Origin of the sequence: Trichocoleus sp. FACHB-591 (assembly GCF_014695845.1) — a bacterium.
Classification (GTDB): domain Bacteria; phylum Cyanobacteriota; class Cyanobacteriia; order FACHB-46; family FACHB-46; genus Trichocoleus.
Genome location: NZ_JACJPA010000032.1, coordinates 14,708 through 40,963, shown reverse-complemented (window position 1 = coordinate 40,963; position 26,256 = coordinate 14,708). Strand labels below are relative to the sequence as shown.

The 26,256-nt window shown below is 48.1% G+C and carries 29 protein-coding genes; 12 read left to right on the top strand and 17 right to left on the bottom strand.

Features of this window, described 5'->3' with window-relative positions:
• Positions 1–61: 61 nt before the first annotated feature.
• The gene (gene nrtS, locus H6F90_RS05360; RefSeq protein ID WP_190550873.1) at positions 62–331 is read right to left on the bottom strand and encodes a nitrate/nitrite transporter NrtS; all 270 of its coding nucleotides are present in this window, start codon (positions 329–331) and stop codon (positions 62–64) included.
• A 304-nt stretch (positions 332–635) separates the two neighbouring features.
• On the opposite strand from nrtS, the gene H6F90_RS05355 reads away from it, so the two are divergent.
• Positions 636–1,355: a methyltransferase gene (locus H6F90_RS05355; RefSeq protein WP_190550871.1), complete on the top strand. Its 720-nt coding sequence runs from the start codon at positions 636–638 to the stop codon at positions 1,353–1,355.
• A gap of 130 nt (positions 1,356–1,485) precedes the next feature.
• Here H6F90_RS05355 and H6F90_RS05350 read toward each other — a convergent pair whose 3' ends face one another.
• Positions 1,486–2,610, bottom strand: a complete 1,125-nt coding sequence (locus H6F90_RS05350) for an iron-containing redox enzyme family protein (protein WP_190550869.1) — start codon at positions 2,608–2,610, stop codon at positions 1,486–1,488.
• Positions 2,611–2,696: 86 nt separating this feature from the next.
• On the opposite strand from H6F90_RS05350, the gene H6F90_RS05345 reads away from it, so the two are divergent.
• On the top strand, positions 2,697–2,969 hold the full coding sequence (locus H6F90_RS05345; protein WP_190550868.1) for a hypothetical protein: 273 nt from the start codon (positions 2,697–2,699) through the stop codon (positions 2,967–2,969).
• Here the strand turns inward: H6F90_RS05345 and H6F90_RS05340 are convergent.
• Complete coding sequence (locus H6F90_RS05340; RefSeq protein WP_190550866.1) at positions 2,966–3,109, bottom strand: hypothetical protein; 144 nt, start codon at positions 3,107–3,109, stop codon at positions 2,966–2,968. The genes H6F90_RS05345 and H6F90_RS05340 overlap by 4 nt on opposite strands.
• A 136-nt stretch (positions 3,110–3,245) precedes the next feature.
• Positions 3,246–3,479, bottom strand: a complete 234-nt coding sequence (locus H6F90_RS05335; protein WP_190431066.1) for an acetyltransferase — start codon at positions 3,477–3,479, stop codon at positions 3,246–3,248.
• Between the two features lie 368 nt (positions 3,480–3,847).
• Between H6F90_RS05335 and H6F90_RS05330 the strand changes: the two genes are divergently transcribed.
• Positions 3,848–4,018 carry a hypothetical protein gene (locus H6F90_RS05330; protein WP_190431065.1) on the top strand — a complete coding sequence of 57 codons (171 nt, stop codon included), beginning with the start codon at positions 3,848–3,850 and terminating at the stop codon, positions 4,016–4,018.
• Positions 4,019–4,163: 145 nt separating this feature from the next.
• Here the strand turns inward: H6F90_RS05330 and H6F90_RS05325 are convergent, their stop codons facing one another.
• Positions 4,164–4,364 carry a chlorophyll a/b-binding protein gene (locus H6F90_RS05325; RefSeq protein WP_190550864.1) on the bottom strand — a complete coding sequence of 67 codons (201 nt, stop codon included), beginning with the start codon at positions 4,362–4,364 and terminating at the stop codon, positions 4,164–4,166.
• Between the two features lie 312 nt (positions 4,365–4,676).
• On the opposite strand from H6F90_RS05325, the gene H6F90_RS05320 reads away from it, so the two are divergent.
• Complete coding sequence (locus H6F90_RS05320; RefSeq protein ID WP_190550862.1) at positions 4,677–5,168, top strand: hypothetical protein; 492 nt, start codon at positions 4,677–4,679, stop codon at positions 5,166–5,168.
• 188 nt (positions 5,169–5,356) lie between these two features.
• Positions 5,357–5,512: a hypothetical protein gene (locus H6F90_RS05315; RefSeq protein ID WP_190550860.1), complete on the top strand. Its 156-nt coding sequence runs from the start codon at positions 5,357–5,359 to the stop codon at positions 5,510–5,512.
• On the opposite strand, the gene H6F90_RS05310 is transcribed toward H6F90_RS05315, so the two are convergent.
• The 3 genes from H6F90_RS05310 to H6F90_RS05300 are packed head-to-tail and all read right to left on the bottom strand — an operon-like array spanning position 5,509 to position 10,108.
• Positions 5,509–6,651, bottom strand: a complete 1,143-nt coding sequence (locus tag H6F90_RS05310) for a CO2 hydration protein (RefSeq protein ID WP_190550858.1) — start codon at positions 6,649–6,651, stop codon at positions 5,509–5,511. The genes H6F90_RS05315 and H6F90_RS05310 overlap by 4 nt on opposite strands.
• Positions 6,652–6,655: 4 nt before the next feature.
• Entirely contained in the window at positions 6,656–8,224 is a 1,569-nt protein-coding gene (locus H6F90_RS05305) for an NADH-quinone oxidoreductase subunit M (RefSeq protein ID WP_190550856.1), read from the bottom strand.
• A 12-nt stretch (positions 8,225–8,236) separates the two neighbouring features.
• Positions 8,237–10,108, bottom strand: coding sequence for an NAD(P)H-quinone oxidoreductase subunit F (locus H6F90_RS05300; RefSeq protein ID WP_190550854.1), 1,872 nt, complete (start codon positions 10,106–10,108; stop codon positions 8,237–8,239).
• A gap of 824 nt (positions 10,109–10,932) precedes the next feature.
• Between H6F90_RS05300 and H6F90_RS05295 the strand changes: the two genes are divergently transcribed.
• The 6 genes from H6F90_RS05295 to H6F90_RS05270 all read left to right on the top strand — a co-directional run bounded on the left by H6F90_RS05295 (position 10,933) and on the right by H6F90_RS05270 (position 15,883).
• The gene (locus tag H6F90_RS05295) at positions 10,933–11,241 is read left to right on the top strand and encodes a carbon dioxide-concentrating mechanism protein CcmK (RefSeq protein ID WP_190431058.1); all 309 of its coding nucleotides are present in this window, start codon (positions 10,933–10,935) and stop codon (positions 11,239–11,241) included.
• 78 nt (positions 11,242–11,319) lie between these two features.
• On the top strand, positions 11,320–11,667 hold the full coding sequence (locus H6F90_RS05290; RefSeq protein ID WP_190431057.1) for a carbon dioxide-concentrating mechanism protein CcmK: 348 nt from the start codon (positions 11,320–11,322) through the stop codon (positions 11,665–11,667).
• Between the two features lie 6 nt (positions 11,668–11,673).
• Positions 11,674–11,976, top strand: a complete 303-nt coding sequence (locus tag H6F90_RS05285) for a EutN/CcmL family microcompartment protein (protein WP_190431056.1) — start codon at positions 11,674–11,676, stop codon at positions 11,974–11,976.
• Between the two features lie 160 nt (positions 11,977–12,136).
• Complete coding sequence (locus tag H6F90_RS05280; RefSeq protein WP_190550853.1) at positions 12,137–14,215, top strand: ribulose bisphosphate carboxylase small subunit; 2,079 nt, start codon at positions 12,137–12,139, stop codon at positions 14,213–14,215.
• Positions 14,216–14,300: 85 nt separating this feature from the next.
• Complete coding sequence (locus tag H6F90_RS05275) at positions 14,301–14,951, top strand: transferase (protein ID WP_190550852.1); 651 nt, start codon at positions 14,301–14,303, stop codon at positions 14,949–14,951.
• A gap of 92 nt (positions 14,952–15,043) precedes the next feature.
• On the top strand, positions 15,044–15,883 hold the full coding sequence (locus H6F90_RS05270; RefSeq protein WP_199295738.1) for a BMC domain-containing protein: 840 nt from the start codon (positions 15,044–15,046) through the stop codon (positions 15,881–15,883).
• A 33-nt stretch (positions 15,884–15,916) separates the two neighbouring features.
• Here the strand turns inward: H6F90_RS05270 and H6F90_RS05265 are convergent, their stop codons facing one another.
• Together H6F90_RS05265 and H6F90_RS31395 are read right to left on the bottom strand one after the other, a co-directional pair.
• Positions 15,917–16,525: a helix-turn-helix transcriptional regulator gene (locus H6F90_RS05265; RefSeq protein ID WP_190550851.1), complete on the bottom strand. Its 609-nt coding sequence runs from the start codon at positions 16,523–16,525 to the stop codon at positions 15,917–15,919.
• A gap of 374 nt (positions 16,526–16,899) precedes the next feature.
• Positions 16,900–18,531 (bottom strand): mechanosensitive ion channel domain-containing protein, encoded by a 1,632-nt coding sequence (locus H6F90_RS31395; protein WP_190550850.1) that lies wholly within the window; start codon positions 18,529–18,531, stop codon positions 16,900–16,902.
• A gap of 427 nt (positions 18,532–18,958) precedes the next feature.
• Between H6F90_RS31395 and H6F90_RS05255 the strand changes: the two genes are divergently transcribed.
• Positions 18,959–20,059, top strand: a complete 1,101-nt coding sequence (locus tag H6F90_RS05255; protein ID WP_190550849.1) for a hypothetical protein — start codon at positions 18,959–18,961, stop codon at positions 20,057–20,059.
• A gap of 54 nt (positions 20,060–20,113) precedes the next feature.
• Here the strand turns inward: H6F90_RS05255 and H6F90_RS05250 are convergent, their stop codons facing one another.
• The 7 genes from H6F90_RS05250 to H6F90_RS05220 all read right to left on the bottom strand — a co-directional run bounded on the left by H6F90_RS05250 (position 20,114) and on the right by H6F90_RS05220 (position 26,200).
• Positions 20,114–20,818, bottom strand: coding sequence for an SMI1/KNR4 family protein (locus tag H6F90_RS05250; RefSeq protein WP_190550848.1), 705 nt, complete (start codon positions 20,816–20,818; stop codon positions 20,114–20,116).
• A gap of 24 nt (positions 20,819–20,842) precedes the next feature.
• A complete protein-coding gene (locus tag H6F90_RS05245) occupies positions 20,843–21,322 on the bottom strand; it encodes a hypothetical protein (protein WP_190550847.1) in 480 nt (159 codons plus the stop codon).
• Between the two features lie 150 nt (positions 21,323–21,472).
• Positions 21,473–22,060 carry an SMI1/KNR4 family protein gene (locus H6F90_RS05240; protein WP_190550846.1) on the bottom strand — a complete coding sequence of 196 codons (588 nt, stop codon included), beginning with the start codon at positions 22,058–22,060 and terminating at the stop codon, positions 21,473–21,475.
• Positions 22,061–22,099: 39 nt separating this feature from the next.
• Positions 22,100–24,511, bottom strand: coding sequence for a PhoD-like phosphatase (locus H6F90_RS05235; protein ID WP_190550844.1), 2,412 nt, complete (start codon positions 24,509–24,511; stop codon positions 22,100–22,102).
• 109 nt (positions 24,512–24,620) lie between these two features.
• Positions 24,621–24,968, bottom strand: coding sequence for a DUF86 domain-containing protein (locus H6F90_RS05230; protein WP_190431046.1), 348 nt, complete (start codon positions 24,966–24,968; stop codon positions 24,621–24,623).
• A complete protein-coding gene (locus H6F90_RS05225; protein WP_190431045.1) occupies positions 24,965–25,258 on the bottom strand; it encodes a nucleotidyltransferase family protein in 294 nt (97 codons plus the stop codon). The genes H6F90_RS05230 and H6F90_RS05225 overlap by 4 nt, the downstream gene beginning before the upstream one ends.
• A gap of 144 nt (positions 25,259–25,402) precedes the next feature.
• Positions 25,403–26,200 (bottom strand): hypothetical protein, encoded by a 798-nt coding sequence (locus H6F90_RS05220; protein ID WP_190550842.1) that lies wholly within the window; start codon positions 26,198–26,200, stop codon positions 25,403–25,405.
• Positions 26,201–26,256 lie beyond the last annotated feature (56 nt).

The following is a 26,256-nucleotide window of genomic DNA, read 5'->3' as shown; positions in this document are numbered from 1 at the left end:
GCTGCTGGTTCAGTTTATTCGTGGGGGCATCAATTCAAAGGAGAGCCGAGATAATTCTTGTTTAAATCTCCTGTGTACTGACTTCAATCAAGGGCCTGCTTTGCTGCCCTCGACAGCGGCTAGTATGTTGCCCGTAGACATTGACGAGATAGGGCATGAGATAAGTCAAAGCTCCAGAAATCCAGCGATCGCGGGTCATGTTACCTCGGAGCGTCGCAGAACCGTGATTGATCACAAACAAGAGAGAGCCAACAAATAAAGCTGTTTTCAGGCCAGTGGGAATAAACTCTTTGTCGAACAAGCTAGCCAGATAGCCTTTGATTCCCTTCATCGCCAATGAGCCATCACATCTAATGCTCAAGCTAAACTATTTCGCCTATTGAAGCTGTGAACAAATAGCAAACATTTTGAGCAAAATGTGTTATGAGCAGCGATATAACTGCTTTAGTTAGTAACTAGTTGAGCTAAGGGAGCGATCGCCTCTTGAAGCTAGAAATTATCACTTTCTTTACTTTGAGAAACAATGATCCCAATCACAAGCAGACAAACCAAACCTTTAGATATAGAACTGGTGGCAGAGGTTACAGAAATGCTGAGCAACTATCTTTTGGATAGGTGTTTAGTTAAAATACTTCATGCTTCTCTCATCTAGACCGCTCAAAGATATATTCTTCTGTCCTGAAGAGTCAAACTTTTATTCAAACTGTATAGAAAATCTAGTTCTCAAGCATTGCGTTGGTTCAGAATCTATTATTGAATTTGGCTCAGGTGACGGTAGTCCCGTAATCCAAGCTTTACTCAGAACTGAATTTGAAGGCACTGTTCACGGCTTTGAAATCAACCCTTTAGCTTCTGACGTTGCCAACGAAAAGATTAGCGAACAAGGATTAAGCGATCGCTACCAAGTGCACTGCAAATCCTTCTTCGATTCCCTTAAGTTTCAGGCGGATTACTTAATCTCAAATCCCCCTTACTTACCCGCTGTAGACAACAAACTTTATCAGCCTTTACTACATGGCGGCGTTGATGGAATCACTATCACCAAGAAGCTACTCTCTTGTAATCATAAAAATGTCTTAGTCATGGCCGCTAGCTATTCCGATCCTCAAGGATTGGTAGACTACGCCAGTGAGCAAAACTATTTTGTTTCCGACTTCATCATTTCACCCTTATCCTTCGGCTACTACAGCTCTGACCCTAAAGTGCAAAGTAGAATCGCTGAAATGCGTCGAGAGAAGCGCGCCTTCTACTCCGATAACCTATATCTCTTAGCCGGAGTGCTATTCACCAAGCAAGAAACCACCGATCAAGAAGATGTCTCCCCGGAACTCATGCGGTTGATGACAGCGCTGTAAAACTTACACTGTGGTACCTCTCCCCAAAACCCCTCTCTTTTTAGGAGAGGGGTTTTTAATATGTTTTTGCAATATATTTTCTAACTCCCCTTCCCTAGGAGGGAAGGGGCCGAGGGTTAGGTCTTATATCTCAATCTAACGTCGCTGCCGTATCTGCTTCTCGTACCGATCGCACCATTGCATCTCCCGCGCGATCGCCAATCAGCTTCTCTTGATCGTATCCCAATACAATCTGCCAAGCCTCATTGGGATAGCGATCGGCCAGAGGCAACGCTACATCATCAATCATCCAGCGACCATGACGCTCGTCCTCACGGATATGTAGCTCCCAGTAACCAGAGGCCGTATCCGACAGGGTCAAGCGTTGTGCCGCCGTCATGTAATTACGATAAATCCAAGGGCCAGCAATTTCAAAATAAGCCAAGCCACCGTTGTAGCGTAGATAGTGCTGCTTACACTCGGTTAGCAAGAAGTTATGGTTAATGCTCGCCAACACTTCCCAAGGCACCAAGTCAAAATACGCCTCTGGCTCTGTGCTCAAGCCCAACTCAGCCATCATGTTGGCAAAGAAAGTTGAGTGCTTGCGGTTCAGTCGTCCGTTGCCGTATTCCTCCAGCAACACCCGAACTAATGTGCAATGCACCTCATTGCTGGCACCACCCAAAATTCGCACCAAACGACTCGCTTCCACCAAGCCGTCAAAAGACGCGATCGCTAACAAACGACGATACCCCGCCAAAGTCGCTTCTTCCCGGAGATAACGGCTACTCGCATTCAGAGGTGGATCGAGGTCAGCATCAGAGCGCTCGATCAGCGCTTGCTTCACCGCCGACAGATCCAACTGCCGCAACGCTGCCACATCCAACTGTTGGCCTTCCCAAACCTGCCAAACCGACTCAATCCGGTTGCGAATTTGTTGTAGATAGAACGATCGCTCATTGATGTAATGGCGCAGATCGTCATACCAGAAAAACTTGAGGCGATTAATCCGATACAGCACTCGCTGCACAAACCGATGAGCCGCTTCTGCTTCAGGCTGCTCATTTACATAAGCTGCATCTAAAGCGATCGCCAAAACTCGCTCAAAATCCTGAACCAATCCTGGCTCCGCTTGCACTCTCTGGTCCAGATCTTCTAGTTCCAGTAACCGAACAAATTGTTGCTCCGATTCCAAGTAGTTGGGAGCTACTTGAGCTTCGGATACAACGCTGACTCCAGCCTTCGGGTTCTGGAGCATCATCGTACTGCTCTGCATGAAATCTTCCTTTGTGTTGAAAACAGCTAATCGCGATCGCTCAAAAGCTCTCCGCTACGAAACCTCAGGACACGAGTGCCAAAGCAGTGCCAGAAGTTTACTGTCTTCAAAGTAACGAAACCACACAAACTCTCCGTCCATCCCCAGAAGGACAGCGACTTCTACCTTTTGACGTGTCGGAAAGAATGAAAGGTAATGAGCTAGAAGCCAAAGTATCGAAGCGCTCACACCTTAAACCCGTCTGGAAGGGGTCTGGGGGACGCAGCCGTCCCTCAGTGGGGGCTTGGGGGCGAGTGCCCTCAAAGGTTCGGATTTACCAGAAGCTAAGCGTGGCAAACCTAAACGTGACAAAACCCTAAACCACCACTCCCGCAAAGAAAACCATCATTACCAGCCAAATCCCCAAACCACAAGCCAAAACCACCATCACTTCCCAGGCCAACGAATGACCCGATGATCCTGGCACACCCTCATGCAACAATTTATTATGGCTAGCCATCTGACTACCCTCCTAAATCTAATTGCCTATCCGAAAACTCAGAGCCGTCTGAGACGCTCAACCCTGACGAATTGTCTTCGGATAGAGTCTTCAGCGTTTAGCCTACATAGATCATAGCAACACCATAAGACCTATGTTAGGAAGCCATTGCCGCAGGAGAAGTGTTCTCCCGATAATGACTATCTAACCAGCAGCGCGGCAAAGATTCACCTGAAGGAAAAATCAGCTCTGTTTTAGCAAAGGATTTTGGATCTTGCTCCTCTTGACCATCTTGAATACGACCCTGCACCTTATCGTGCATAGGATTAGCCAAGTCTTCAACGGAAATCACTTCAATCAAAGCGTCATCATTTTGTTGCTTAAGAAACATAGATAATCTCCTAAATTTAAGTTTCAACCTGAAGATAACTAAAGTGACGAAACCGTTAGATCTTGCAAGCTTGGCTCAGGCTAATGCAGAGATGCCTAGCTCAACGCCCCCCTTTAGCTATATCTTCGACTTTATAGGGCTTGGCAACCCATTAAAGTCTAAGTTTTAACCGTTCCACTACACAAATACTTTCACTACACGAATAAGTCGTGATTAAAGCGTCACTAGCCAACCAGTTTGCATTAAGAAAGCTGAACGATCGTCAACCTTAATTACAAGATCTCCCTAGCAAAATCAGCAGCTCAGTCTTGAGTGGTAGATTGATTGGAATTAGCAGGTTCTTGCCATCAACCTATCAGCTAGGAAATATGTACGATAAGAATTCCAAGAAAGACTGGGTGAGTGCGGGTGCCACTGCAACCGTAGGAGCAAGCCTTGCTGCAACCTTTTCTGTGCTTCAGGGACGTGATCCGTTCGTTGCCTTTGTCATCCTGGTTTTTGCAGTTGCAGTTGCCTTAGTCATCGATCACTATTTGTAAGATTAATAGTCACAGTCACTAAAGTTTGAACATGAAAAAACTTCGCACCTTCTGGGGGAGATGTGAAGTTTTTTGTATTGATTATTTAATTTTTGTAGCTGAAACCTAAATTTGTTTTTTGCTTTCAAAAAGAAGCAAGCGTTGATTAGTGGATTAGGTTAAGAACGTCACGGACAACACTGAATCCAGCTAAATCCCAAAGCAGATAAGCAGCAAAGCCGATCATTGCCAGACGTCCATTCCACAATTCTGCTTGAGGCTTCCAGCCCAAAAGAAATGCGTTGCGGTCAATGCCGTTATATGCGGGGGCTACAGGAGGTAGTTCAGTTGCTTTGTTGGTCTGCATGTTTACATTCCTTAATAATCAAGGGATGCCTCCATGCTATGTCCGGGTTCAACTTCTGAGGTCTGCCATTAGAGCTATCTATCGTCTCTACCTAAAAGTAGACCTTAAGAGCAATTCCCAATCTCACTCCTAGAACTGTGCGATCGCGTGCCACATTCCTCAGAGAGTCATCCAATCGGGTGAAAGTTAGGCAAACAACCAGTAGGTTTACGGAAAAGCGATCGCTGATCGAGATGTTTCAATCATCGGGTTGGGTCAGTCAATCTGACAACTACTGCCCCCTTGCTCCATTGACCAGAGGAAGACGTTGCCATGATTCATCACATTTCTATCCCCGTTGAAAATCCACTCCACGTCGCTCAAGTTCTAGATGAGCTGCTCAACGGTAAAGTTGCTCCTTTTCCCTCTAACCCCAACAGTTACATGGTGATCGCGGGTGATGCGTATGGCACCATGATCGAGCTTTACCCTGTAGGCACCGAGTTAATGCCAGGAGGCTCCACCAGCCCTGTGACTTTTAGCCAAAATGCCTTTACTTCTCCCTTCACTGCGGTACATGCGGCGATTTCTGTTCCTGCCAGCGAAGAGCAAATTGTTGAAGTCGGCGCAAGAGAAGGGTGGCACACGGTCTGTTGCGATCGCGGTCCCTTCCAGGTAATCGAGTTTTGGATTGAGAACAAACTGATGCTAGAACTTCTCCCCACACCTCTAGCTACCTGCTATCTCAATTTCATGGAACCCGAAAACCTAGCGCAGTTCTTTGCAGGTGCCCCAATTCCCAGACCTGTCGCTGCCACTGTTTAACTTGTTAAAGCCATTGCCTGATTCTCCCCGCTAGCCGCGATCGCCACCTTCCTTCAGAGCGATCGCGGTTTATTTCATGGAGGGAATGTGATGGCTGACTCAGACGACATCAATTTGTGATGCCAAGTTCATACATCATCCAAAGCGATTGGCTAGCATACAGTTGCAACTGACATCCTGAAACTGCTATGAGACGCTTCCGACAAGGGCTGCTGATTCTGACCTGTCTTTATGGGCTGTATCTCATCAAGACAGCCTTGGGAATTGACATTTCTCAGCGCTACACAGCTTGGGAGGTCTTCAAGTTACCAGTCAAATCCTTGATCCATCGCTCCTCTGGCTAATACCGATCTGGAACGTTCACGATCTCCAAACGAGAGGGAATAAAGCGATCCATCCACTTTTCTAGATAGGCTCGATTAGCTTGGCGTTGCTTCGGGTCTTCTGTATCGAGTGGGTGAGGCATCAAGCCCCGAATCGCTGCCGTGGTCACACAGAACATCGACTTTTGGAAGCTCTCACAAATTTTCACCCGCAGATCATCTTCCCCCCGGAGTCCCTGCCGATAGATGTCATGCAAGTAATCTGGCAAGAAATGCCGCATGTCTTGCATCAGTAGCGTCGGAGGGATGCCAGCCCCACCAATCGGTAGTGGGTCGGCATACAGCGCTCCATAGATAAACTGGTCCTGAAACACTGGAATTTGTTGAGCTTGAGCGTTGTAAGATACCGTGCCGAGGAAAGGGGTGCCTCGGAAGAAAATGGTATCTACATAAGGAACCGCTGCATCCATCAAGAACGTCAGCCCTGCCGACTCAGGAATAATGTCATACACCTGACCTTTCACTTCGACGGCGTAAACCAAAGGTTGATTGGCAGCAGCAACCAAAGCATCTTGCACATGTTGCACCACCTCGGCGATCGATTGAACTTCCTTGCGATCGAAGCGATCCGAGAGGTCAATGAACATATCGCTCATTACCCGCCAGAACAGTCCCAACACCTTGTAATAGGCAAGTTGTCGAATCTGTTCTGGCAAGAAATCTGGAAACACTCGCTGCAAACCACTCACCAACCAATTATTTTTGGTCTTGGCTTGCATTACCCGCTGTGCCCGTTCGAGAAATTCCGGTGAGTCTAGGTAAGTGTCCAAATCTCCACCGCCATGCCATAACATGGTTTTCATCACGTACTCGGCATACTCGTAATTAATCCGATCGTGATTCCAAAATTGCAGCAGTTTCCCTAGAGAAACTTCCCCATTGAAATATTTGAAAAACGGGAAGAGTTCTAAAAACTGATGGTCAGCAATATAGATCAAGTTTTTAGAGTAGGCATCCAGCACAATGCCATAGCTCTTGAGGATACCTACGACTTCTAAGACATTGACCTGACTATTGGCAAGGAGTGCTTCTCCCGCTTCTAGCCGATGCACATACTCTGCCAAGGGATGATTAGAGGGTTGCTGGATAGTACTGACCATCGGTTTAGTTTGCCTCCAGAGCGATCGCCGCTGAACTAGTTAGTAGAGCTTCCTTTAGCAGCTTTTCAGTCGGATCAGCTACTTCAGGGATAGGTGTTGCTTTGACCACCACAGTTTCGGGGACAGGTGCCATCGCTGTAATCGTCGCTTCACCCCAAACTGTCAACCATTTAGGTTGAATTCCTAAAACCACGATCAAGATTGCCAGAAAAATGGCGGGAGCGCGATCGCGCCATGTGACAGGGGGTAAGTTCTCCACTGCTTCTGAGAGCCGCCCGAAGAAAGCTCGGTTCATTAACAAGAGAAAGTACACCGCCGTCAAGCCAGTTCCCACCATACAGAGCAATGTCTGTACCGGAAATACCGCGAAGCTAGCCCGGAAAACAATGAATTCAGAGATAAACCCGACCATGCCAGGAATGCCAGCACTCGCCATCACTCCCACAATCATCAAAGTGCCGATTAGGGGCAAGCCGCGCTCTGGATTCAACAAACCTCGGACGACGTTCAAGTCGCGCGAACCTGCTTTGGTGTAAACCACACCCACCAGCAAGAACAGCATGGCGGAAATTAAGCCGTGGCTGACCATTTGCATTAAAGTGCCGATCAAGCTCAAAGGAGTCGCCGCTGCCATCGCTAGCAGCACGTAACCCATGTGAGCAATGGAGCTGTAAGCCACCATTTTCTTCATGTCGGTTTGGGCGATCGCCGCTAATGCCCCATAAAGCACACTCACAACCGCCCAGCTCGCTAACCAGGGCGCAACCACTTGCCAAGCATCGGGAAATAGACCATACCCAAACCGCAGCAAGCCATAAGTGCCCAGCTTGAGCAATACACCCGCCAGCATTACTGAAATGGGAGTAGAAGCTTCTACGTGAGCATCGGGCAACCAAGTATGGAAAGGAAAGAGAGGAACTTTGATGCCAAACCCTATCAAAAGCAGGCTTAGCAGCACCACCTGTTGTCCCAGTGGGAGCGTATGGGCAATGACGGTTTCGTAGTCGAAGTTGAAAGAGCCGCTCAGCCAAGCTAGGCCGAAGTAGGAAGCCAGAACTAACACCCCAGAAATGGCGGTGTAAATCAGGAATTTGGTAGCCGCATAACCCCGACGAGCCCCACCCCAAATGGCAATCAGCAGGTACAGCGGAATCAGTTCTACCTCATAGAACAGGAAGAACAGCAGCAAATTCTGCGCTAAAAACGCCCCAGTCACAGCAGCACTGAGCAATAGAAGCAAGCCATAGTAAAGTCGGGGCCGCTGAATTTCCCCATCAGTGCTGTAAATAGCAACACCAGTGAGGAGACAATTCATCACGACCAAGGGCAATGACAAACCATCGACTCCCAGGCGATAGGTCAGTCCTAAGTTATCTAGCCAGGGTAGTGCTTCTTGAAACTGTTGTCCTGGTTCGAGCTGGATAAACTGACTCGCCAATGCCACCGACAAACCTAAGGTGATAATGGCAAACACCAAAGCCAGGGTCCGATAACGATGGGAAGCCAAAGTTTGAGGCCAAAATGCCACCAAAATTGCTCCCAAAACAGGTATCCAGATTAAGCCACTGAGCATGATCTCTCCTCCTTACGCTGCTGAACCCATCAGAAAATTGATGATGCCATTCACAAGAGACCTGTTCATAAACAAGCCCAAGAAGGTAATGCTCAGAAAAACAATCAGAGCATAAAACTGGCTTTGGCCCGAAGCACTGTACTTCAGCGTCTCACCACTAAAGATGGAGGCGATACCCACAAAGTTGACAAAGCCATCAACCACGTAGCGATCGAACCAAGAGGTAAGCCGCGATAGCACATCCACACTCAGCACCACGCTGACGCGGTACAAGCGATCGACGTAGAAATCGTAGGCCAGCAAGTCTTGCACAAATCTCAATGGAATCAAAATTGGTCTGGACAAAGTTCGGGTCAAGCCAATCGTTGCTCCGATCCCACAACCGATCGCACCTGAAAGGACTAGTAGGAGGACCGCCCCTAGGTTCAAGTAACTCCAGTCAGGTAGCAACAACAGCTTTTGCATCATCAGGGGTACGAGCAGCGTCAGGATGGTCAAGCTCACCATTGGCACTGCCATTTGCCAAGGTACTTCTGGAGCTCGTCGAGATTTAGGCTGCGCAGCGCCTAAAAACACCAGGCGAAATACCCGCGTCAAATTAATGGCACTCAAGGCATTGGCAATCAACAAAATTGCTACGATCCACGGGTGCTCTGTCCAGAAAACATCCACACCCCGCTCTAGTGCCCAAAAGCCTCCCAGGGGGAATAAGCCAACTAAGCCTGCAATTCCCACCAAAAAAGCGATCGTGGTCGCTGGCATCCGGGACCACAAGCCACCCATTTCTGTTAGGTCTTGGCTGTTGGTGGTGATGATTACCGAGCCGCCACTCATGAATAGCAAGGCTTTGGCAATTCCATGCGTAAACAGCACCAAGAGGGCAAACCCGCTCCACTGCATACCCACTGCAATGAACACCAAGCCCAAATAAGCACTCGTGGAATGGGATAAGGCCCGCTTGATGTCTATTTGGGCGATCGCTACTAAAGCAGCCCCAATCGCCGTTACTGCCCCCAACACCACCAACGTGGCTAGTACCACAGGGGACAAGCCCAAAATGGGTTGTAACTTGATCAAGATATAAGCGCCACAACCGACCACTAAAGAATTTCGTAGCACCGAAGCGGGGTTCGGGCCTTCCATCGCTTCGTCTAACCAAAGGTGCAGCGGAAACTGAGCGCACTTGCCCGCAGGCCCTGCAATCAAAGACAAACCGAGCAACGTTGCCGTTACAGGTGATAAATTTGCTGTTTCAGCCCATTCATATAAATCAGAAAAATTTAAGCTGCCCGCCATGTTGGAGAGAGCCACTACCCCCATCAACAGCAGCAAATCCCCTACCCGCTTAGTTAGAAAAGCATCACGAGCCGCAGTGACAACCAAAGGCTGGGCATACCAAAAACCTACTAGCAAATAGGTAGACAGCGTTAGGAGTTCCAAAAGCCCATAGCTGAGAAACAGCGAGTCACTCAGCGCCAAGCCACTCATCGCTGCCTCAAAAAATCCCATCAAGGCAAAGAAGCGAGCCAAGGCCCAGTCCTTCTCCATATACCCCAAGGCAAAGAGCTGCGAAAGGAAGCTCAGAATTGTGATCAATTCCATCGCCCCGACACTAACTGAAGAGATGTCGAGGGCAAAGGACAAGTCTAAATCAGCCACACTCAGCCAATGAACTATGTACTGCTGTGGCGCTTGGTTCCAAGTCGCTCGGAAGAGCAACGTGCCATGGACCAAGGCAACAACCGTCATCAAAATATTGAGGTAAGCGGCTGGTCGGGGACCGGTGCGACGCACAATGCCGGTTGACCACGGCAGGGTAACGAGCGCACCCAGTAACCCATAAAAGGGAACCCACCAGCTGGACTGGAGGAGAAACTGGTTCATTGAAATCGCCCTTGAAACTTCACCATCTAGTGCTGCTTAGAAACTCCCCAGAGTCAGCGAACCAACCCCAGAGAGCTCAGTTAAAAGTGGCCTATTAATCAGTGGATTAAATCTTTATTAATATCCAGCTTAACGCCTCAACCCCGATAAATCTAGGGTTTATTCGCTAAAAAATCATCAAAGGCAATCCTAACTTTTACTTATATAAGTAATCATAACTTGGCCTTTTAGCAACGCGATCGCAGCGTATCTGCCGCTATGGTGAGGGGTGATTCGACTATTACGTCGCCCCGTTCATTGCAGCAGAGATCTCAATCCCTTATTTAATCCATCATCTCATAAGGGCATCCATAATTCTTGCTAGATTTCTCTCCAGCACCCGACTAAATTCGTTGGTCTAATTTATAGTTAGCTCAAGATTCTAACCCAGGGCAGATTTCAATTTCAGCCTTTACTGAGCACTTTAGCAAACGTTCAGCGGCGCAGCTTGCCAAGCTAGTTGCCATCATCAAAAAGCCTAAAAATTGTCTGAGAAAGTAAGCTTTTTTGCTAAAAAACTTTCAGATGCACAAAATTGCTCTTTAAATTGATTATTTAAAGAAAGCTAATATTCAATGGAGTTTGCACTTCAAGCAGAATTAATTAAATTTAATAATAAGCGTTATTAGATAATATCATTTTGTCTTATATTGCCAATGAATAGACCGTCCTCTATTCTTTAACACAGGATGTTAAAAGATCCGCTGAAGCTGAAACAATGACCCTTTCCGTGAATTTTTCAGCTCAGTTCATTCCAATATTTTATCTAATCCGGGAGATAAGCGATGCCAATTGCAGTGGGCATGATTGAAACCAGAGGCTTTCCAGCTGTTGTAGAAGCCGCAGATGCAATGGTTAAAGCCGCTCGCGTAACCTTAGTCGGCTACGAGAAAATCGGTAGCGGTCGCGTTACTGTCATCGTGCGGGGTGATGTGTCTGAAGTTCAAGCTTCTGTAGCGGCTGGTGTAGAGTCTGTGAAGCGGGTCAACGGTGGCGAAGTGCTATCGACTCACATCATTGCTCGTCCCCACGAAAACCTAGAATATGTGTTGCCCATGAGCTACACCGAGGCGGTGGAACAGTTCCGGACCTGATTCCGGGTGCCAAGGCTATAAAGCTTTGGTTCAGTATTTTTTAATCCAGCGCTCAAAGAGAGAAAGGAGTCAAAACTCATGGCAATTGCAGTGGGTATGATCGAGACCTTAGGCTTCCCAGCGATTGTGGAAGCCGCAGACGCAATGGTCAAGGCCGCTCGCGTCACCCTAGTTGGTTACGAGAAAATTGGTAGTGGTCGTGTCACCGTCATTGTGCGCGGCGACATTTCTGAAGTCCAAGCATCTATAGCAGCAGGGATTGAATCTGTGAAGCGGGTCAACGGGGGACAAGTGTTGTCTACCCACCAGATTGCTCGCCCTCACGAAAACCTGGAGTACGTGTTACCCATCCGTTACACTGAGGCAGTGGAACAGTTCCGCGAGAGCGTAAATGGTCCTCGCTCTCTCCCCTACACCAGACCCTAGGCATGAATGCTAATTGCTAAAGTTCGCGGCACGGTTGTCAGTACACAAAAAGACCCTAGCTTACAGGGTAGTAAATTCCTCTTGTTGCAACTGATCGATGAAAATGGCAACCTTTTACCAGAGTATGAGGTAGCAGCAGATTGTGTCGGGGCAGGGTTGGATGAATGGGTACTGATCAGCCGAGGAAGCGCAGCTCGTCAGCCTTCTAGCCAAGAAAAGCGCCCGATTGATGCGCTTGTAGTGGCAATTATTGACACGGTTACGGTTGACAATTCCCGGCTTTATAGCAAGAACGAGGTCTATCGTTAGTCGCCCACTAACAGTTGCTTAGCAGCCAACTGGGTCATGAATTGTTGGCTGTTCTTGCAAGTCTGAGCCAGCAGTTCTCGTCGGGGCGGGTCTAAACCTGCCCTAATCAACCATTACTGCTGAGAGCCAGCATGGCTATTTCAGTTAGGAGATATCAGTTATGGTAGTCCGCAGTCCTGCGGCCCCTCCCACTCCGTGGTCCAAAAGCTTGGCCCAACCGCAGATTCATGAGACGGCTTACGTCCACTCTGTCTCCAACATTACTGGAGATGTTCATATTGGTGCCAATGTCCTTGTTGCTGCTGGAACCCATATCCGAGCGAATGAGGGCAGTCCGTTCTATATCAGTTCGGGTACCACTATTCAAGACGGAGTGGTGATTCATGGTCTAGACAAGGGCCGAGTGCTTGGGGATGACCAGAATCAATACTCTGTCTGGATCGGCAGCAATGCTTCGATTATGCACAAGGCTTTGATTCATGGGCCAGCCTATGTTGGAGATGACTGCTTTATTGGTTTCCGCTCCACAGTGTTTAACGCTCGGATCGGCAAAGGCTGCATTGTCATGATGCATGCTTTGATCCAGGATGTGGAAATTCCGCCGGGTCGGTACGTGCCCTCCGGTGCAGTCGTTACCAATCAGCATCAGGCCGATCGCCTCCCCGATGTAGAACCTTCGGATATTGAGTTTGCGAGGCACGTGGTGGGCATCAACGATGCACTGCGTTCTGGTTATCTCTCTGCTGAAGATATTGCTTGTACCATACCCATTCGTAATAAATCAACGGAGCCTCATACCTCTGGGCTTGATACCCCTAAGGTAGATCAGGGTTCTGGCAATCGCAACCATCAAGAGTCAACTATGCAACTAAGTTCAGAAGTACTGCAACAAGTGCGCCAACTTATGGCTGGGGGTTACCGAATTGGAGCTGAGCACGTGGATCAGCGTCGCTTCCGTACCAATTCCTGGCAAAGCTGCACTCCCATTCAGGCGAATAGCGAATCTCAAGCGATCGCGGCACTACAAGCTTGCCTAGCCGAGCATCAGGGGGAATACGTCCGTCTGTTCGGCATCGACACCAAAGGTAAGCAGCGGGTTTCTGAATTAATTATTCAGCGTCCTGGTGATCCGCAAGTAACTGCCTCTAGCAGCGCCACCAGCCGTAGTAGCAATAACGCCAACCAGAGCACTTACCAATCCAGCTACACTGCTAGCGCTAGCGGTAGCAAGCTCCCTGCTGATGTCCAACAGCAAATTCGTAGCTTGATCAACCAAGGCTATCAAATTGGTACGGAGCACGTGGATGCACGTCGTTTCCGGATGAACTCTTGGACGAGCTGTTCTCCGATTCAATCCACCCATGAAGGTCAGGTATTTGCTGATCTAGAAGCTTGCCTCAACGAGCATCAGGGGGAATATGTGCGACTGTTCGGCATTAACCCCAAAGGCAGACAACGGGTAGGCGAAATCATTATTCAACGCCCTGGCGAGGAGTCTGGTACTCAGACCCATAGCACCAGCCGCAGTGTCGCGACCTCCAGTGCCTCTAGCTCAGCATCAAGTGCTAGCTCCAACGTAAGTGGAGATCTACGCGATCAAGTTCGCCAACTGCTAAATCAAGGCTGTCGCATTGGCACCGAGTACGCTAATGAGCGCCACTACCGCACTAATTCTTGGAAGAGTGGTCCTTCGATTCAAGCCAGCAGTGAATCTCAGGCGATCGCAGCTTTGGAAGCCTTCTTGGCAGAACATGCAGGCGAGTATGTCCGCTTAATTGGTGTAGACCCTCAGGCCAAGCGTCGCGTGGTTGAGCAGGTGATTCAACGTCCTGGCGATAGCAGCCGGAATAGTCAGCCTAGTAGTCAAGCCAGCAGTCACAGCAGCAATGGTGCTAGCAGCTACAGCAGCTCTGCAAGCAACGGCCATAGAAGCGCTGCAACTAGTTCTGGTTCTAGCAGTGGTTTGCCTGCGGAAGTGCAACAACAAGTTCGTCAACTGTTAAATCAAGGTTGCCGCATCGGTACTGAGTATGCAGATGAGCGCCGTTATCGCACCAGTTCTTGGAAGAGTGGCCCCTCCATTCAAAGCAATAACGAATCTGAAGTGCTCGCTTCGCTCAGGGCGATCGCGGGTGAGCATGAAGGGGAGTATGTGCGCTTAATTGGCGTAGACCCCAAAGCTAAGCGGCGGGTGTTGGAACTCTTGATTCAGCAGCCTACCGCAGTCGCTCAGCGTTGATGATGTAAATTCCGGTGGAGGTTCTGATCTGCCAAGGTCACCTAATACAGCCGATTCTTGTTTGACCCTAGAGGTGCCCACGCTCATGTCTTTGCCACCACTTCACCCCCCTGCAAATCCTGAAATCTATGTGCGGGGTGACGTGACAATTCATCCAAGCGTTGCGATCGCACCGGGAGTGCTGATTCAAGCAGAATCTAACAGCCGGATCATCATTAATGCGGGAGTATGTATCGGCATGGGCAGCGTCCTGCATGCTTACAAAGGAACTTTGGAGCTGCAAGAAGGCGTGAACTTGGGTGCAGGTGTTCTAGTCATCGGTGAAGTGACCATTGGCGCGAATGCCTGCATCGGTTCCTCTGCTACCCTCTTCAATTGTGCAATTGAGGCAGGACAGTTGTTACCCTCTGGCTCTTTGTATGGAGATTCCAGCCGTCAAGTAGCTGTGGAGAATGGTTCAGGAGCGAGTGCTCAAACACCTCCTGAACCTGCATCTGCCAAATCTGAGCCTGTTACTGCTGCAACTACGACATCGGCACCGAGCGAGACCACTGCAACATCAGAGGCAGCCTCGAAGCCGACCCCAGATCAATCCGCCCTAGCAACAAAATCTCCGGAGCCGCCACCGACTCAAGTTTATGGGCAGGCTTATATCAATCGGCTGTTGGGAACGCTTTTACCCCATCGACAAGCGCTCAATCAACCAATTAATGATGATTTAGCGAATGATGCCTAAGGAGGGCGGAGAATTCGGCTAACGACTTCTACAATTTAAGGAAGAATCATGACCCGAATACTCCGCTTCTATAGGTTCTGATTAAGGTTTAGATGATGACACCTCCGAACATTCCTCCTGCCTCTGAACGGCTCCGTCGCATCCAAAGCCTCAAGGAAAGCGCTCTCGGTCTCGTCTGTACCCAGAGTTTTCCTGCCATCATTGGCACTGCCGATATGATGCTCAAGTCGGCGGGTGTGACCTTAATTGGCTACGAAAAAACAGGCAGTGGTTTTTGCACTGCGGTGGTCCGGGGCAGAATTGCGGATGTCCGCCTGGCGGTGGAGATGGGGGCGGAAACTGCTGAGAAGTTTGGGGAACTGGTGTCTGCCGTAGTCATTCCTCGACCCCTACCCAACCTAGAAGCCGTATTACCTATTGGTACTCGCCTAGCCGAGTTAGCTTTAGAAAATTCCCAAAGCCGTTTAAGTAACTTAGCCGTAGGTCTGCTAGAAACTAGGGGCTTTCCGGCGATGGTTGGTGCGGCAGATGCCATGCTCAAATCGGCGGATGTGCAGTTGGCTGCCTACGAGACAACTGGGGCTGGCCTGTGTACGGCAATTATTCGCGGCTCTGTAGCAGATGTGGCGATCGCGGTTGAGATCGGGATGCAAGAAGCTGAGCGGATCGGAGAATTGCACGCCGTCATGGTGATTCCCCGACCCTTAGACGACTTGGAAGCAACGCTGCCAACGGCGGCTTGCTGGATCGAACAAAAACCTGATCCTTTACCAATCCTGCTCTCAATTCCAGTCAAGGAAGAAGAGAAAGAACTGGTCGAGCTAGAGCGAACTGAGGTCCAGCCTCTAGCCCTTCCTGCCCAAGCGCCTGAACCAGATTTGTTAGAACTTCCTGATCTCCAAAAGCTACCGAAGCGATTAGAAGAACTTTAACCGTACTGGCTAGTTTTTTAGAGCGATCGCCTGCTAGGATTCTATTTCTAAAACTCCTTTTCTTTTGGCATGAATACTTTTCATATGCCGCTTTACGGTGTTGACTGTGATGTATAGCTTTGTGGCAATTTCTTTATAGGAATAGTTGTCTTGATACAGTAACCAAACTTCTGCTTCTCGGGGTGTGAGACGATATTGCTGAACTTCCGCGATCGCTTTATTGTGCATCGCTTGATACCGATCTTCAAGGGTGACTAATACAAATGGAGATTCGCTGTTCTCAGGCTTCAGCCAACTAGCCCGCACCCGAATAGTATTGAAATTAGGCGTAGTAACTTCTGACTCCACAACTAAGGCTGAGCTACCTCGTTGGTGATTTTTCACTAGAACCTCACAAACCAGCCAAATTTGCTGAGGGGCACGATGGGGTTGGGTTAAGTTCTGAGTTAGCTGACCACAAACTTGGCGGGCGTAAGAATTGCCATGCACCCAGTCACCAGCGGGTGTTAAGAGCAAAATGCCATCCATAAAACATTCAATGGCTTCTTGCAGCAGAGCAGGTTTTAATCTTGAGGTTAGTCGTCGGTCTAAACCTTGAATGGATCGATCAGTTCTTTCAGGGGCATTGATTAAACTGTTCATTTCGGGGTTACTGAATAAGTATTTTGAAATTTGAACCTACAGAGTTTTAGTTAGGCTTATTTCAGATCACTCAATAGGTTAGGCTTCATTTTTTTATGCGCTTAGCTCATAATTTCGAAAGGAATTACCTTAAAAACGCAAAGCGTTATAAAAATTAAAATTGTCAGCAAAAATCTATTGACTCTCTCTAAAAAGACCTATCATTCTGGCAGTATTACCGAAAAAATTAGCTTTTCACCTAATACTGAGTGTCGAAAAGTTCTTTCTAAGCGATCGCCCTTACTACCCTTCACCCACAAGGGCGATCGTGCATCTCCTTGCTATGATTCAAGGCTCGATTACGGATTTAGCTTGAGCATTAAGGATCTTGTTTTCTAATCATGGTTGCCATTATTTGCAGTCTCAGGTTCACCGAGAGCGTCCACCTGCAACTTAGCTGACAGTTGTAGAATTGCTTTTTGCAGTTGAGGAGAAAGTTCTAGCGAGCCAGAACGGATATGCAGATCTCGTTGTGGTAAGGGAACCTCGATCTGGCGTTGCCGTAATAGTGCTTCTATACGGAAGTAAAGCTCACTCTTTAGGAAAAACTGTTTGCTCGGCTCCGCTGTCCACACCAACAATTCAAAGTTGAGTGCATGTTCGCCAAATCCTTGAAACCAGACTTGGGGCGGCGGCACAGTTAGAACTCCCCGATGAGCCTTGGTCGCTTCTAGCAGCGTGAGGCGCACCAGATTAGGCTCTGAGTGATAGGCCACATGCACAGGCAGGTGCAAACGAACAATGGAGCTATGGTAGGTCCAGTTTTTCACCTCTCCTTCTAGCAAGCGCGAATTCGGCACAATGATCGAGATTTGGTCAAGGGTACGAATAATCGTGCTGCGGGCTCCAATGCGCTCAATCGTGCCCTGATATTCCCCGACTTCAACAAAGTCACCCACCTGCACGGGTCGCTCAAACAGCAGCACTACGCCACTACCAAAATTCTTGGCAATGTCTTGAAAGCCAAAGCCAATCCCTACGCCCAGGGCGCTAGCCACGATCGCTAGTGAGGTGATGTCCAAGCCCCAAATTTGCAACAGTACAATGGAGCCAATGAAGATCAGCGTGTACTTGGTGATGATAGCAACTGCTTCTTGAGCACTGCGGTTGATGCCAGAGACACTCAAAATTCGCGATCGCAGGACATTGGTAACGGCTCCCGCTAAACCGACTAAACCTAGCAGCAAACCGACCAGAATCAGCAAATCGATGATCGAATAGGCTTGCTTGCCCAAGCTAATGATGGGAGCGGTAAAACTCGTCATCAACGCACTGACAGCGCTGTAGGTCCATCGCCGGGACACCGGAAACAGATTCATGACATAGAAGACTGACCCTAGCCAGAGAATGCTGCGAGCGATCGCCAAGCTTAGATAAAGCAGCAGATCGAGCAAACGAGGTTGTCCCTCAGGTACTGCATTCAAGTTGGGAAACAGTCGCTGGAATCCAGGGCGCAGGGAGTAGTGCCAGAAACGCCCTAGCAACAAATGCAGGATCAAGTCAACTAGCAGAACACTAGCCGCAATTAACAATGCCTTTCGAACAAACTCATCGCCACGCTCAGTCTGGGATTCGTGGACTAAGGCCTGAATTTGTTCTGCCCAGAGCAATGCTTGGTCCATCGGCGTGCGAGCCAGAATCGTATCTCGCTCCGTCACTGTCAGCAGATAGCGATCGTTGATGACAATGGTAGGTAACTGATTGCGCTCTTCCACCTCAACGACTGCTGGTTCTAAAGTTTGAACCACTTCTCGCAGTTGCAAGTTGATTAAATCGGCTCGGTCTTGAGCGCTAAAATCTCCTGAAGCACTGACGCGAAACACGGTGCGGCCATCTAGAACTACAGGTGCTTTTGCCGTAGATTGCGCCTGAGCTAAAGTCGGACTCAGCACCAATAAACAGATTAAGGCGATCGCTACTCCAGCCGTCCTGAGTAGCTGAGAGAAAGCTGCTAAATACCGATTCACGTAGCTATCACGGATAGAAACACAATGAAGAGTCAGAGGGATGGCATGACTTAAAGGGCCAACACTCGTAACGTTTTAGCAGCTATTAGTTGTTGCTGTCGTCTCCCCGTTGGTAGGCAAATTTAGATAATAACCAAGGTCAGTGTAAAACGATCGCCCAAAAATAGCACCGCTCGTCAGGGTAAGAGGGGTGGGCAGTCAAATAATTGGCTGTGTGTGAGCAAGCAGTAATTGCGATAGTGCGATCGCAACGTCTCCCAGTTTTCCTGGTCCTCCATCGCTTATTTCTCTTCTATGGGAACTTCAGATCAGCGAGTGTGCCAGATCTTTTTTTGGTATTAATTAGCGGATGGTTTCAGAAACTCCTGGGACAGGCGATGAAGCTTGAATCATCAACCTGAAAATTGTCACTGCCTAGGAGATTTTTATGCGTCAGCTAATTCTCAAACAAATGAAGTGCTATGAATCAGAAGATTGGGGTGCCGACGAGTGCCGCCTCGAAGTCTTTGCCGATGGAGCACTTCAGCCTTATTTAAAGACCAGCCTGAATAACGGCCAAGCTTGGACCCTCAATCGAACTTACAACTTTAGAAACAACATCGATATTAAGCTGTGGGACGAAGATTCTCCAGACGGAGATGATTTTTTAGGCTCAGCCAGAATTGAAACAGGGATAACCGATAGCGCTGTATCTTTTACTCAAGACGGCGCAAATTACAAGCTCTGGTATCAAGTCGTAGAAGTACCAGATGTTGACCCCGTGCAAGCGGCGATCGCAGCCTTTGAGCGATCGCCTCAGCCTGGTGTTTGGCCCTACATCGAAAAAGCCGCTCTCCTAGCCGATATTCGGGCTACGGTGCTCAATCCCTTCGCTGTCAACCAGAGCTACACACCCTTTTGTGGGCCTACAGCGATCGTATATGAATTAGTGGCTAAGCAGCCTGCTCGCTATGTTTCTATCTGTCAGGCTTTGTATGAAACAGGGCAGTTTCAGAGCCGCACAAAAGTGGTTAGACCTGCGGATGGATTACGGAATAGCAAAGTCCGTGACGGTATTTCGGTTGCCGATTGGATGTTGATTGCCACGCTGCGAGACACTGAGAACCTGGTCTTTCCCGTTGATGCTAGCTCTAGCGGACTGGTGAATAATATTGCAGGTATCACCACTCCTTGGGAGATGAAAGGCTGGATCTACGAAATTCTGGGCTATGACCAGGTGAATTTTGAATCAACCTTTATCTATGGTGAGTTCGATGCCATGCGCAGCGCTCAAGCGGCTCGAAAGCAAGGTGGTGTTGCCTTCTTATTGATTGACGCTTCCATGCTGCAAGGCTCTGCCCCTGCGATCGCCTACCCCAACCATTGGGTGTCCTATTTGGGCAACTTGCAGATCGATGATGGGGTTTGGTATCAACATGATAGTGGCCATATTCGCTTCGACTGCTATAGCTGGGGCCGCAAATACTCGGTTGATCTAGGTGAAGGCCCTTTTGAAGACTACATGTGGGGTGTCGTCACTGGATATTAGAGTTCTTGTAAATCAATTGAGGTAGACGAAGCACCTACCTCAATTGAGCAAAATTTAGTTGCCGCCAAACAGCAAAGGGACGACATCCAAGAAATGCTGATTTGGCGGGTCTTGAAGCGCTAGCGATCGCTCGTTGGCTTGATAATTGCCTGATTGATATTGATCGAGCATCCAAGCTATAAAGCCTGTTAGCGAAGGAGCCAGCACAAACTTCCTATCTTCATCAGCTCCGAAGTTGATCACCTGCCCAAATGTACCTGCAGGACCAGGGTCTAGATCTATGCCTAGATGATTGCCTGTCCAATCACGGGCGATCGGAATCCATTTCAAGTTGATGTATAAAGTTTTAATAGCATCCTGCGGGAAAGATTCACTCTCAATCGCAGTTGCAAGCTCCTCATCTTCTAAAGCCAGGTCACGCCAAGCGAGCCACTCACTATAGATGTTGTCCGTATCCAAGAATTCCAGTCCTAAAAATAGTCCTGTAGTGTTCCCCTTTTGTCCATTGTGATGTCTATAAAAAGCTTTAAAGTCTTCAGGGAGATTGCAATCTAAGCGATACTCCAACTCACTGAGTTGTTCACTAGAGCAACCAGAATTGAGATCTGCCAGCACTTCAGGGAGGTGCTCGCTCAGCCAATGATCTAAATCCAACCAAAGTTCATCCATTTTTGTGGCTGATTGGCTTTGTCTGTAGTTGATGCCTGCTGGCGCTAGCACGCTACCGCTGAACAAGGTGAGAAAAGTTCGCCGTTTCATTCGCACTGCTGTACTCGTAGAACTCTAGGAGCTACTGACACAGGAATATTGCAATTCACTAAAATCTTTGGGATTGAAGACGGAATTTGATCCCGTAAAACCTTGACCTCGCCCAAATTGATTGCGGGGTAGCTGTCCAGATTGAAGCTGGTAGACCTGACTGGCGATCGGTAAATTGTTGACCCCTGGTTTCACAATTGGGGTGACAATTAGTTGCACCGACTGTCCGCGATCTGGCTCGTCATAATAGAGGGCTTGAAACTCAAAATTATTGAGTGTTACCTTAGCAGGCTTGCGATCGCGCCGAATCGTCAGCTTAGCTTGCTGCTCTGGACGATAGCTGAGGGTAATACTAGGTCTGTAAACCAAGGTGCATTGGGCGATCGCCGCAGGGGTTGGTTTTGGTGTAGATGCAGCGGTAGGTGCTGGTGTAGAGCCATCAACGAGTAAACCAACCAACAGCATCGGCGAAATGATCGGTTCTAGATGTCGAAAGAGTGCCATTGTTCTCAACTTAAGCAGGGTTGATCTAGTTCTAATCTGCCACTTTCAACGACCCAAGCTAAGGTTGTTACAGTTTTAGATCTGCCTATACACTCAAGCACTGTGCAATGTTAGATGCTCATGCTTAATCATCTTGGAGTTAGAGTCCAGCTACCAACCATCAGAATAGAGAGCGGCAACAGTATCTGGATTGTATTTGCGGCGAACTTCACCAAATCGCACCACATCTGCAACTTTTAACTCTCCATTGATGTGGGTGTAAATTCCTGTTTCATAGCATTCCGCGATCGCCAACATCATGTTTGTCAGACTGCTGAAAGCAAAGCTAAGGGAGCCATCATCGCAACCGATATGAAACACAGGCGTATGAGGACTTGAGGCATCTCCCCCAGGAACCGCAAAGTACTCCCCATCAAAGTCCAACACCGGAAACAGATATTGCGGAGCTCCGTCCTGTTCTCGCACTTCCCGCCAATAAGATTCATTAATTGCCGCTGCGCACTCCAAGGCACTGTCTAAGCCGAGTAAGTGGTGATAGACGAAGACTCCATCGTACGGGTTGCCATTTCGCCATTGATACAGTTCATAGACTTCCTGGGATACCCGAAAAGGTAACTGGCTCAGCTTGGTTTCAATCTCTACCAGCGGCAACCCTGGTGCGAAACCTGATATAGCATTAGGACTATACTGTTGCAGCCAATGCAGAATCCGGTTAAGAGCTTCGGTCAACGCTGACATACACCACTTCTCCCAAACATATCTACTCCGCGAAAAGACTCAATCAAGACTGTTTACAGGATGATGTGGAGGCTGCATCTTTGCCAGCAACGTTTGATTCGGAGCAACGGAGCTAACAAAGGAGCTATAAACAATTTGAGTTGGCTGCCAAGGCGAGAACCAGTAGAGATACTGAGCGATCGCATAAGCTCCACTGCTAGCCGTAGGCTCAAACTGAATCACTGCTAAGTTATTCAATCCCACGACTTCTCGGCCATCCTGGAACCAGCGATATCTCCAAAGCAGGAGAGGTTGTAGCCAGTGGTGTCTAATGTTCCTTGCTCGTCTCCAAGGAGGTAGCAACCACGGCACCTCAACGCCAAAGGGAGAAATTTGCGTCTGATCTCGTGGCACCCATTCTAAAGCACAGGTCCAATCGGGTTGGGTAGAGGGAAGATTATCTTCTTTTAGAGAGGCGATCGCCTTGCTAGAACGTTTTTCAGTTAGAGAAAAGGCTCCACGTCGGAGGCGGGGCAATTGTTTGGTTGAAAGCTCTACCATATCGGGCGAGTTGCTCCACCCCATCCAGTAACGTGTCTTTTCTGGTAGGAGCCAATCCTTTAACCGTGTGTGAATCAGTCGAGTTATGGTTTCTTCATTCTTCAGCGCACTACAAGTCAATTGCACCAAGACAGAGGCTGGAGCAGCAGAGGGTGGATTGCTTTGATGAGATAGACGCACCACTGAGCTGTAATGGATATCCCCAGACATCACGATCACTTGTTGACGCTGCTCAAATAAGGTAGTGAGGAGTTGCGCTAAAGCTTCAGTATTGACGTTCCAAGCATCGCCGACATCTGTAGCAAATACTTTATTCTTACTTAACTGCCACTGGTGAATCCAGTCAATCACTTTCATCCCAAACACATTGGTTGGGGCAATGATAAAGGTAGCTTGGAGCTTGTTTGTGTTTTGCAGGGGTAGAGTGAGTTGCCGCTCGAACGCTTGGGGACACAACAACATGGGTGGGGCGATCGCTTTTTCATCGGCGGGATAACCTCGCCAAGTGCGCGTATCCAACACCAAAACTTCGTGGCAAGCACTCCGGACCGTATAGTGCCAAGTGATAGCTTCCGGATGCCGTTCTAACACCAGCACAGGTCCATCGGAGACGAAGGTGGGTAAGCCTGTGAGGGAGTCGCGACTAGGCATTCCCACATGACGAGCGATCGCCTCATAGGCTGTTTTGTCCGTTCCCTCCGAAGCAGACCAAGCTTGAGCCGCAGCTAATAATTTTTCGCCTGAGCTTCCTGCGGCAAACTGCTCTGGTGTGTTGCCCCAAGCTTGGAACACAGCATACCCCAACAGAGAATTTTGCACCGCTCGTCGCCCTAACGGTCGGCCCAACACCCGCAAACACCAAGCTTGATTCAGGTTCCAGTCATCACTAACATCATGATCATCAAAGATGGTGTACATCGGAACATTGGCAAGAGCCCGCCGCACTTTCCAGAGGGTATGAATAAACTGCCGCATATCCCTAGCTTCTCGGTCCCAAGCTCGAATTGCCTTGCGATCGCAAGGCATCTCTTTGCCCAAAGGGATAGGATTTGGCCAACAAACCGGAGACCAAGCGAGAATATAAGATGCGTAGTACTCGCCCAAACTCAGGAGATGGCTCGTTGTCTTAGCACGTTGATTTCTTAACCCCGCTGTAAAGCCCGCCTGGGTAGTCGCCACCTCAGCGCGTTGTCCAACGGGTAGTTCGTTAGGTGTGCGATAAACTACGTCATTCGGTTCCCTCCGTCCTATGGGTAGCTTCTCTTCCCACCCCAGAAGCGCATCGCCGAGATGACTGGCTACCCACAACAAGGGATCTGCCACATCATCTCCATAAATTTGATCTCCAGTCAAAAACAACTGATGGGGGCGATGCCGAGGTTGGTTTGCCGTCTCCTCAATCAGACAGTCGAGTAACGGTAGGGCATCGAAGCCATTGCCATGAGGTTTGCGGCAGGAGCCTTGTACTATTCGCAGGTCTTGCAGTTGAGCTGGAGGCAAAGCAAAAGTTGGTTTCTCATGGGCAAAGTAGCTGATGCTGACCGCAGGAAAATTGTCAGCACATAAGGCTTGTTGCAGCGTATAGGAAATAGGTGTTGGCTCCAGTGTCTCAAACTGGAGATCGTAAGCATAGATGCGATCGCTCGTGAGCTGCTGCTTAGTAGCATGAGCTGTCACTGCCAGGACATGCAGGAACTTGCCCAGCGCTACCGTAGAGCGGCTTCCTTCTAACAAGCAGTCGCTTAAAACTTCACCTTGATCTGTCGTTTCGTATATCTTGAGTGCTACTTGACACGGCTGTCTCAGGGCTAACCAAACTGTGACTGATTCTGAGTCTGTATGTTGCAGAATTGGCCCTGCTAATATCAGGGGCAGTTCACTCAAAAACTCGTCCCAGGCTTGGTCTTTCATCGCAAACTACCGAATGATTTCCGTAGTCTAGCCGAAAATTGTAGTCTTGCTTACAGGACAAGCACTGAAAGAGGCGATCGCGAGAATTAGTTCGTCTGCAAGCAGGAGATTATCTCCTTAAATCTTCTAGAACGCAAGAAATCATAGTTCGTAGCTCTGGAATATCCTCCTGAACCGCTCTCCAAATGATTTCTACATCTGTATTGAAGTAGTCATGAATCAGCTTATCCCGCATTCCTGCAATGTCCCTCCAAGGAATATTAGGATATTGACTTCTGACAGGCTCGGGAATTCGCTTCACAGCCTCACCAATAATTTCAATTGCTCTTGAAACCGCAAAAATTTTTTCTAGATTTTGTGAGAATGCGTCAAACTCAATATTTGCTGTAAATTGCTCAATAGCGACAATCGCGTCCAGAATATCCTGTAAATAGTCTTCAAGTTGCCGTCTGGTCATAAATAAACCACTTCTCTCAAAATCCGCTCTCCGATTCGGGGTTTGAGACCAGCTTTGTGTACCAGATCAACTCTAACTCCCAAATTATCGCTGAGATAATTCTCCAAGTTAACAAACTTCAATAAACTAGGAATTTCTGAAAATTCTACTAATAGATCAACATCACTGGTTTCTGTTTGCTCTTGCCGCACATAAGAGCCAAAAATTCCCAATTCGCTAACTTTATATCGCTCTTGTAATACAGCCTTATGCTGTACCAACCACTGTCTAATTTCTTCTAGCGTCCTCATGCCATCAACACCTCATTCTCGACCCAAGTTAAGGTATTTATTCTGGCTTTATGGGATCGTTACTCAAACAAAGCTTTTAAAAAGCGATCGCCAAGAGTAATTCCTTTAAAGCTTCTTTGACTAATTTCATAGCTAAACCAGCCGCTATTCTGGAAAAATCAAAACTTTGATATTAAGATTTTCCGGGCTTCTTTTCTCCAAATCTGCCGCAAGTCTTTTAGGGTTACCAATACGAAGTTCTGGATCATATACGAAGCAGATCAGTGTATCAACATCGGGATGCTCACTGTATCGTGAGGTATCAATAATTAATTGCTCTCCAACTTCCTTAGCCTCTAATGACTTACGTGTTTTTTTAACTTCTAGCATTACACGTTGTGGTTTCAGCAGGAAATCTACTCTTGAGCTACTACCTGCACAGCTAGGACATACTTCTTCTGGCCTTATGTCATCAAAATATAGTTTAAGCAGTGAGTGCAAAAGATCTTGTACATCATATTCATCTTCTATTTGAAGAGTAGAACGTTCACCATGCCTCTCTTTTAGCTGTCTTGCAACTAAATGAAATCTTTTTAATAAACGTTCGATAATTTCGAATGTGGAAACGGAAATATCTTGATGGGTCTTTGGCAAGCCATACTCGTTTATTTCGTGTACAAACGATTCAAAAGTTGCCTGGGCAATAGATAAACTATCAATCCATTTCTTTTGAACGTCCTGTTCTGAAACTGGGCTAAAGCTAAACGAATAACTGATACTACTGAAATCAGCTATATGACGAGACTCAACACCAAAAGTATGCTCTAGAAAAACTTGAACATCTCTATGCCATTTCTTCCAAGAGGGGCCGTATCGTTGATGCGATAATTTCTTGAGTTCTTCTGCTCTTGCTTTGAACTCTTCTATCTTGATTATCGCTTTAGTGTTCGGCTCAGAAGACATATACGTTCAAGAAATATCCACCAGTTATTCACTAAACAGCAATGAGTATGGCTTAC

Excerpts from the sequence above, each read along its gene's own strand:
- nrtS (WP_190550873.1), bottom strand. The coding sequence starts at position 331 with ATGAAGGGAATCAAAGGCTATCTGGCTAGCTTGTTCGACAAAGAGTTT.
- H6F90_RS05355 (WP_190550871.1), top strand. The coding sequence starts at position 636 with ATGCTTCTCTCATCTAGACCGCTCAAAGATATATTCTTCTGTCCTGAA.
- H6F90_RS05350 (WP_190550869.1), bottom strand. The coding sequence starts at position 2,610 with ATGCAGAGCAGTACGATGATGCTCCAGAACCCGAAGGCTGGAGTCAGC.
- H6F90_RS05340 (WP_190550866.1), bottom strand. The coding sequence starts at position 3,109 with ATGGCTAGCCATAATAAATTGTTGCATGAGGGTGTGCCAGGATCATCG.
- H6F90_RS05335 (WP_190431066.1), bottom strand. The coding sequence starts at position 3,479 with ATGTTTCTTAAGCAACAAAATGATGACGCTTTGATTGAAGTGATTTCC.
- H6F90_RS05330 (WP_190431065.1), top strand. The coding sequence starts at position 3,848 with ATGTACGATAAGAATTCCAAGAAAGACTGGGTGAGTGCGGGTGCCACT.
- H6F90_RS05325 (WP_190550864.1), bottom strand. The coding sequence starts at position 4,364 with ATGCAGACCAACAAAGCAACTGAACTACCTCCTGTAGCCCCCGCATAT.
- H6F90_RS05320 (WP_190550862.1), top strand. The coding sequence starts at position 4,677 with ATGATTCATCACATTTCTATCCCCGTTGAAAATCCACTCCACGTCGCT.
- H6F90_RS05315 (WP_190550860.1), top strand. The coding sequence starts at position 5,357 with ATGAGACGCTTCCGACAAGGGCTGCTGATTCTGACCTGTCTTTATGGG.
- H6F90_RS05310 (WP_190550858.1), bottom strand. The coding sequence starts at position 6,651 with ATGGTCAGTACTATCCAGCAACCCTCTAATCATCCCTTGGCAGAGTAT.
- H6F90_RS05305 (WP_190550856.1), bottom strand. The coding sequence starts at position 8,224 with ATGCTCAGTGGCTTAATCTGGATACCTGTTTTGGGAGCAATTTTGGTG.
- H6F90_RS05300 (WP_190550854.1), bottom strand. The coding sequence starts at position 10,108 with ATGAACCAGTTTCTCCTCCAGTCCAGCTGGTGGGTTCCCTTTTATGGG.
- H6F90_RS05295 (WP_190431058.1), top strand. The coding sequence starts at position 10,933 with ATGCCAATTGCAGTGGGCATGATTGAAACCAGAGGCTTTCCAGCTGTT.
- H6F90_RS05290 (WP_190431057.1), top strand. The coding sequence starts at position 11,320 with ATGGCAATTGCAGTGGGTATGATCGAGACCTTAGGCTTCCCAGCGATT.
- H6F90_RS05285 (WP_190431056.1), top strand. The coding sequence starts at position 11,674 with ATGCTAATTGCTAAAGTTCGCGGCACGGTTGTCAGTACACAAAAAGAC.
- H6F90_RS05280 (WP_190550853.1), top strand. The coding sequence starts at position 12,137 with ATGGTAGTCCGCAGTCCTGCGGCCCCTCCCACTCCGTGGTCCAAAAGC.
- H6F90_RS05275 (WP_190550852.1), top strand. The coding sequence starts at position 14,301 with ATGTCTTTGCCACCACTTCACCCCCCTGCAAATCCTGAAATCTATGTG.
- H6F90_RS05270 (WP_199295738.1), top strand. The coding sequence starts at position 15,044 with ATGATGACACCTCCGAACATTCCTCCTGCCTCTGAACGGCTCCGTCGC.
- H6F90_RS05265 (WP_190550851.1), bottom strand. The coding sequence starts at position 16,525 with ATGAACAGTTTAATCAATGCCCCTGAAAGAACTGATCGATCCATTCAA.
- H6F90_RS05255 (WP_190550849.1), top strand. The coding sequence starts at position 18,959 with ATGCGTCAGCTAATTCTCAAACAAATGAAGTGCTATGAATCAGAAGAT.
- H6F90_RS05250 (WP_190550848.1), bottom strand. The coding sequence starts at position 20,818 with ATGAAACGGCGAACTTTTCTCACCTTGTTCAGCGGTAGCGTGCTAGCG.
- H6F90_RS05245 (WP_190550847.1), bottom strand. The coding sequence starts at position 21,322 with ATGGCACTCTTTCGACATCTAGAACCGATCATTTCGCCGATGCTGTTG.
- H6F90_RS05240 (WP_190550846.1), bottom strand. The coding sequence starts at position 22,060 with ATGTCAGCGTTGACCGAAGCTCTTAACCGGATTCTGCATTGGCTGCAA.
- H6F90_RS05235 (WP_190550844.1), bottom strand. The coding sequence starts at position 24,511 with ATGAAAGACCAAGCCTGGGACGAGTTTTTGAGTGAACTGCCCCTGATA.
- H6F90_RS05230 (WP_190431046.1), bottom strand. The coding sequence starts at position 24,968 with ATGACCAGACGGCAACTTGAAGACTATTTACAGGATATTCTGGACGCG.
- H6F90_RS05225 (WP_190431045.1), bottom strand. The coding sequence starts at position 25,258 with ATGAGGACGCTAGAAGAAATTAGACAGTGGTTGGTACAGCATAAGGCT.
- H6F90_RS05220 (WP_190550842.1), bottom strand. The coding sequence starts at position 26,200 with ATGTCTTCTGAGCCGAACACTAAAGCGATAATCAAGATAGAAGAGTTC.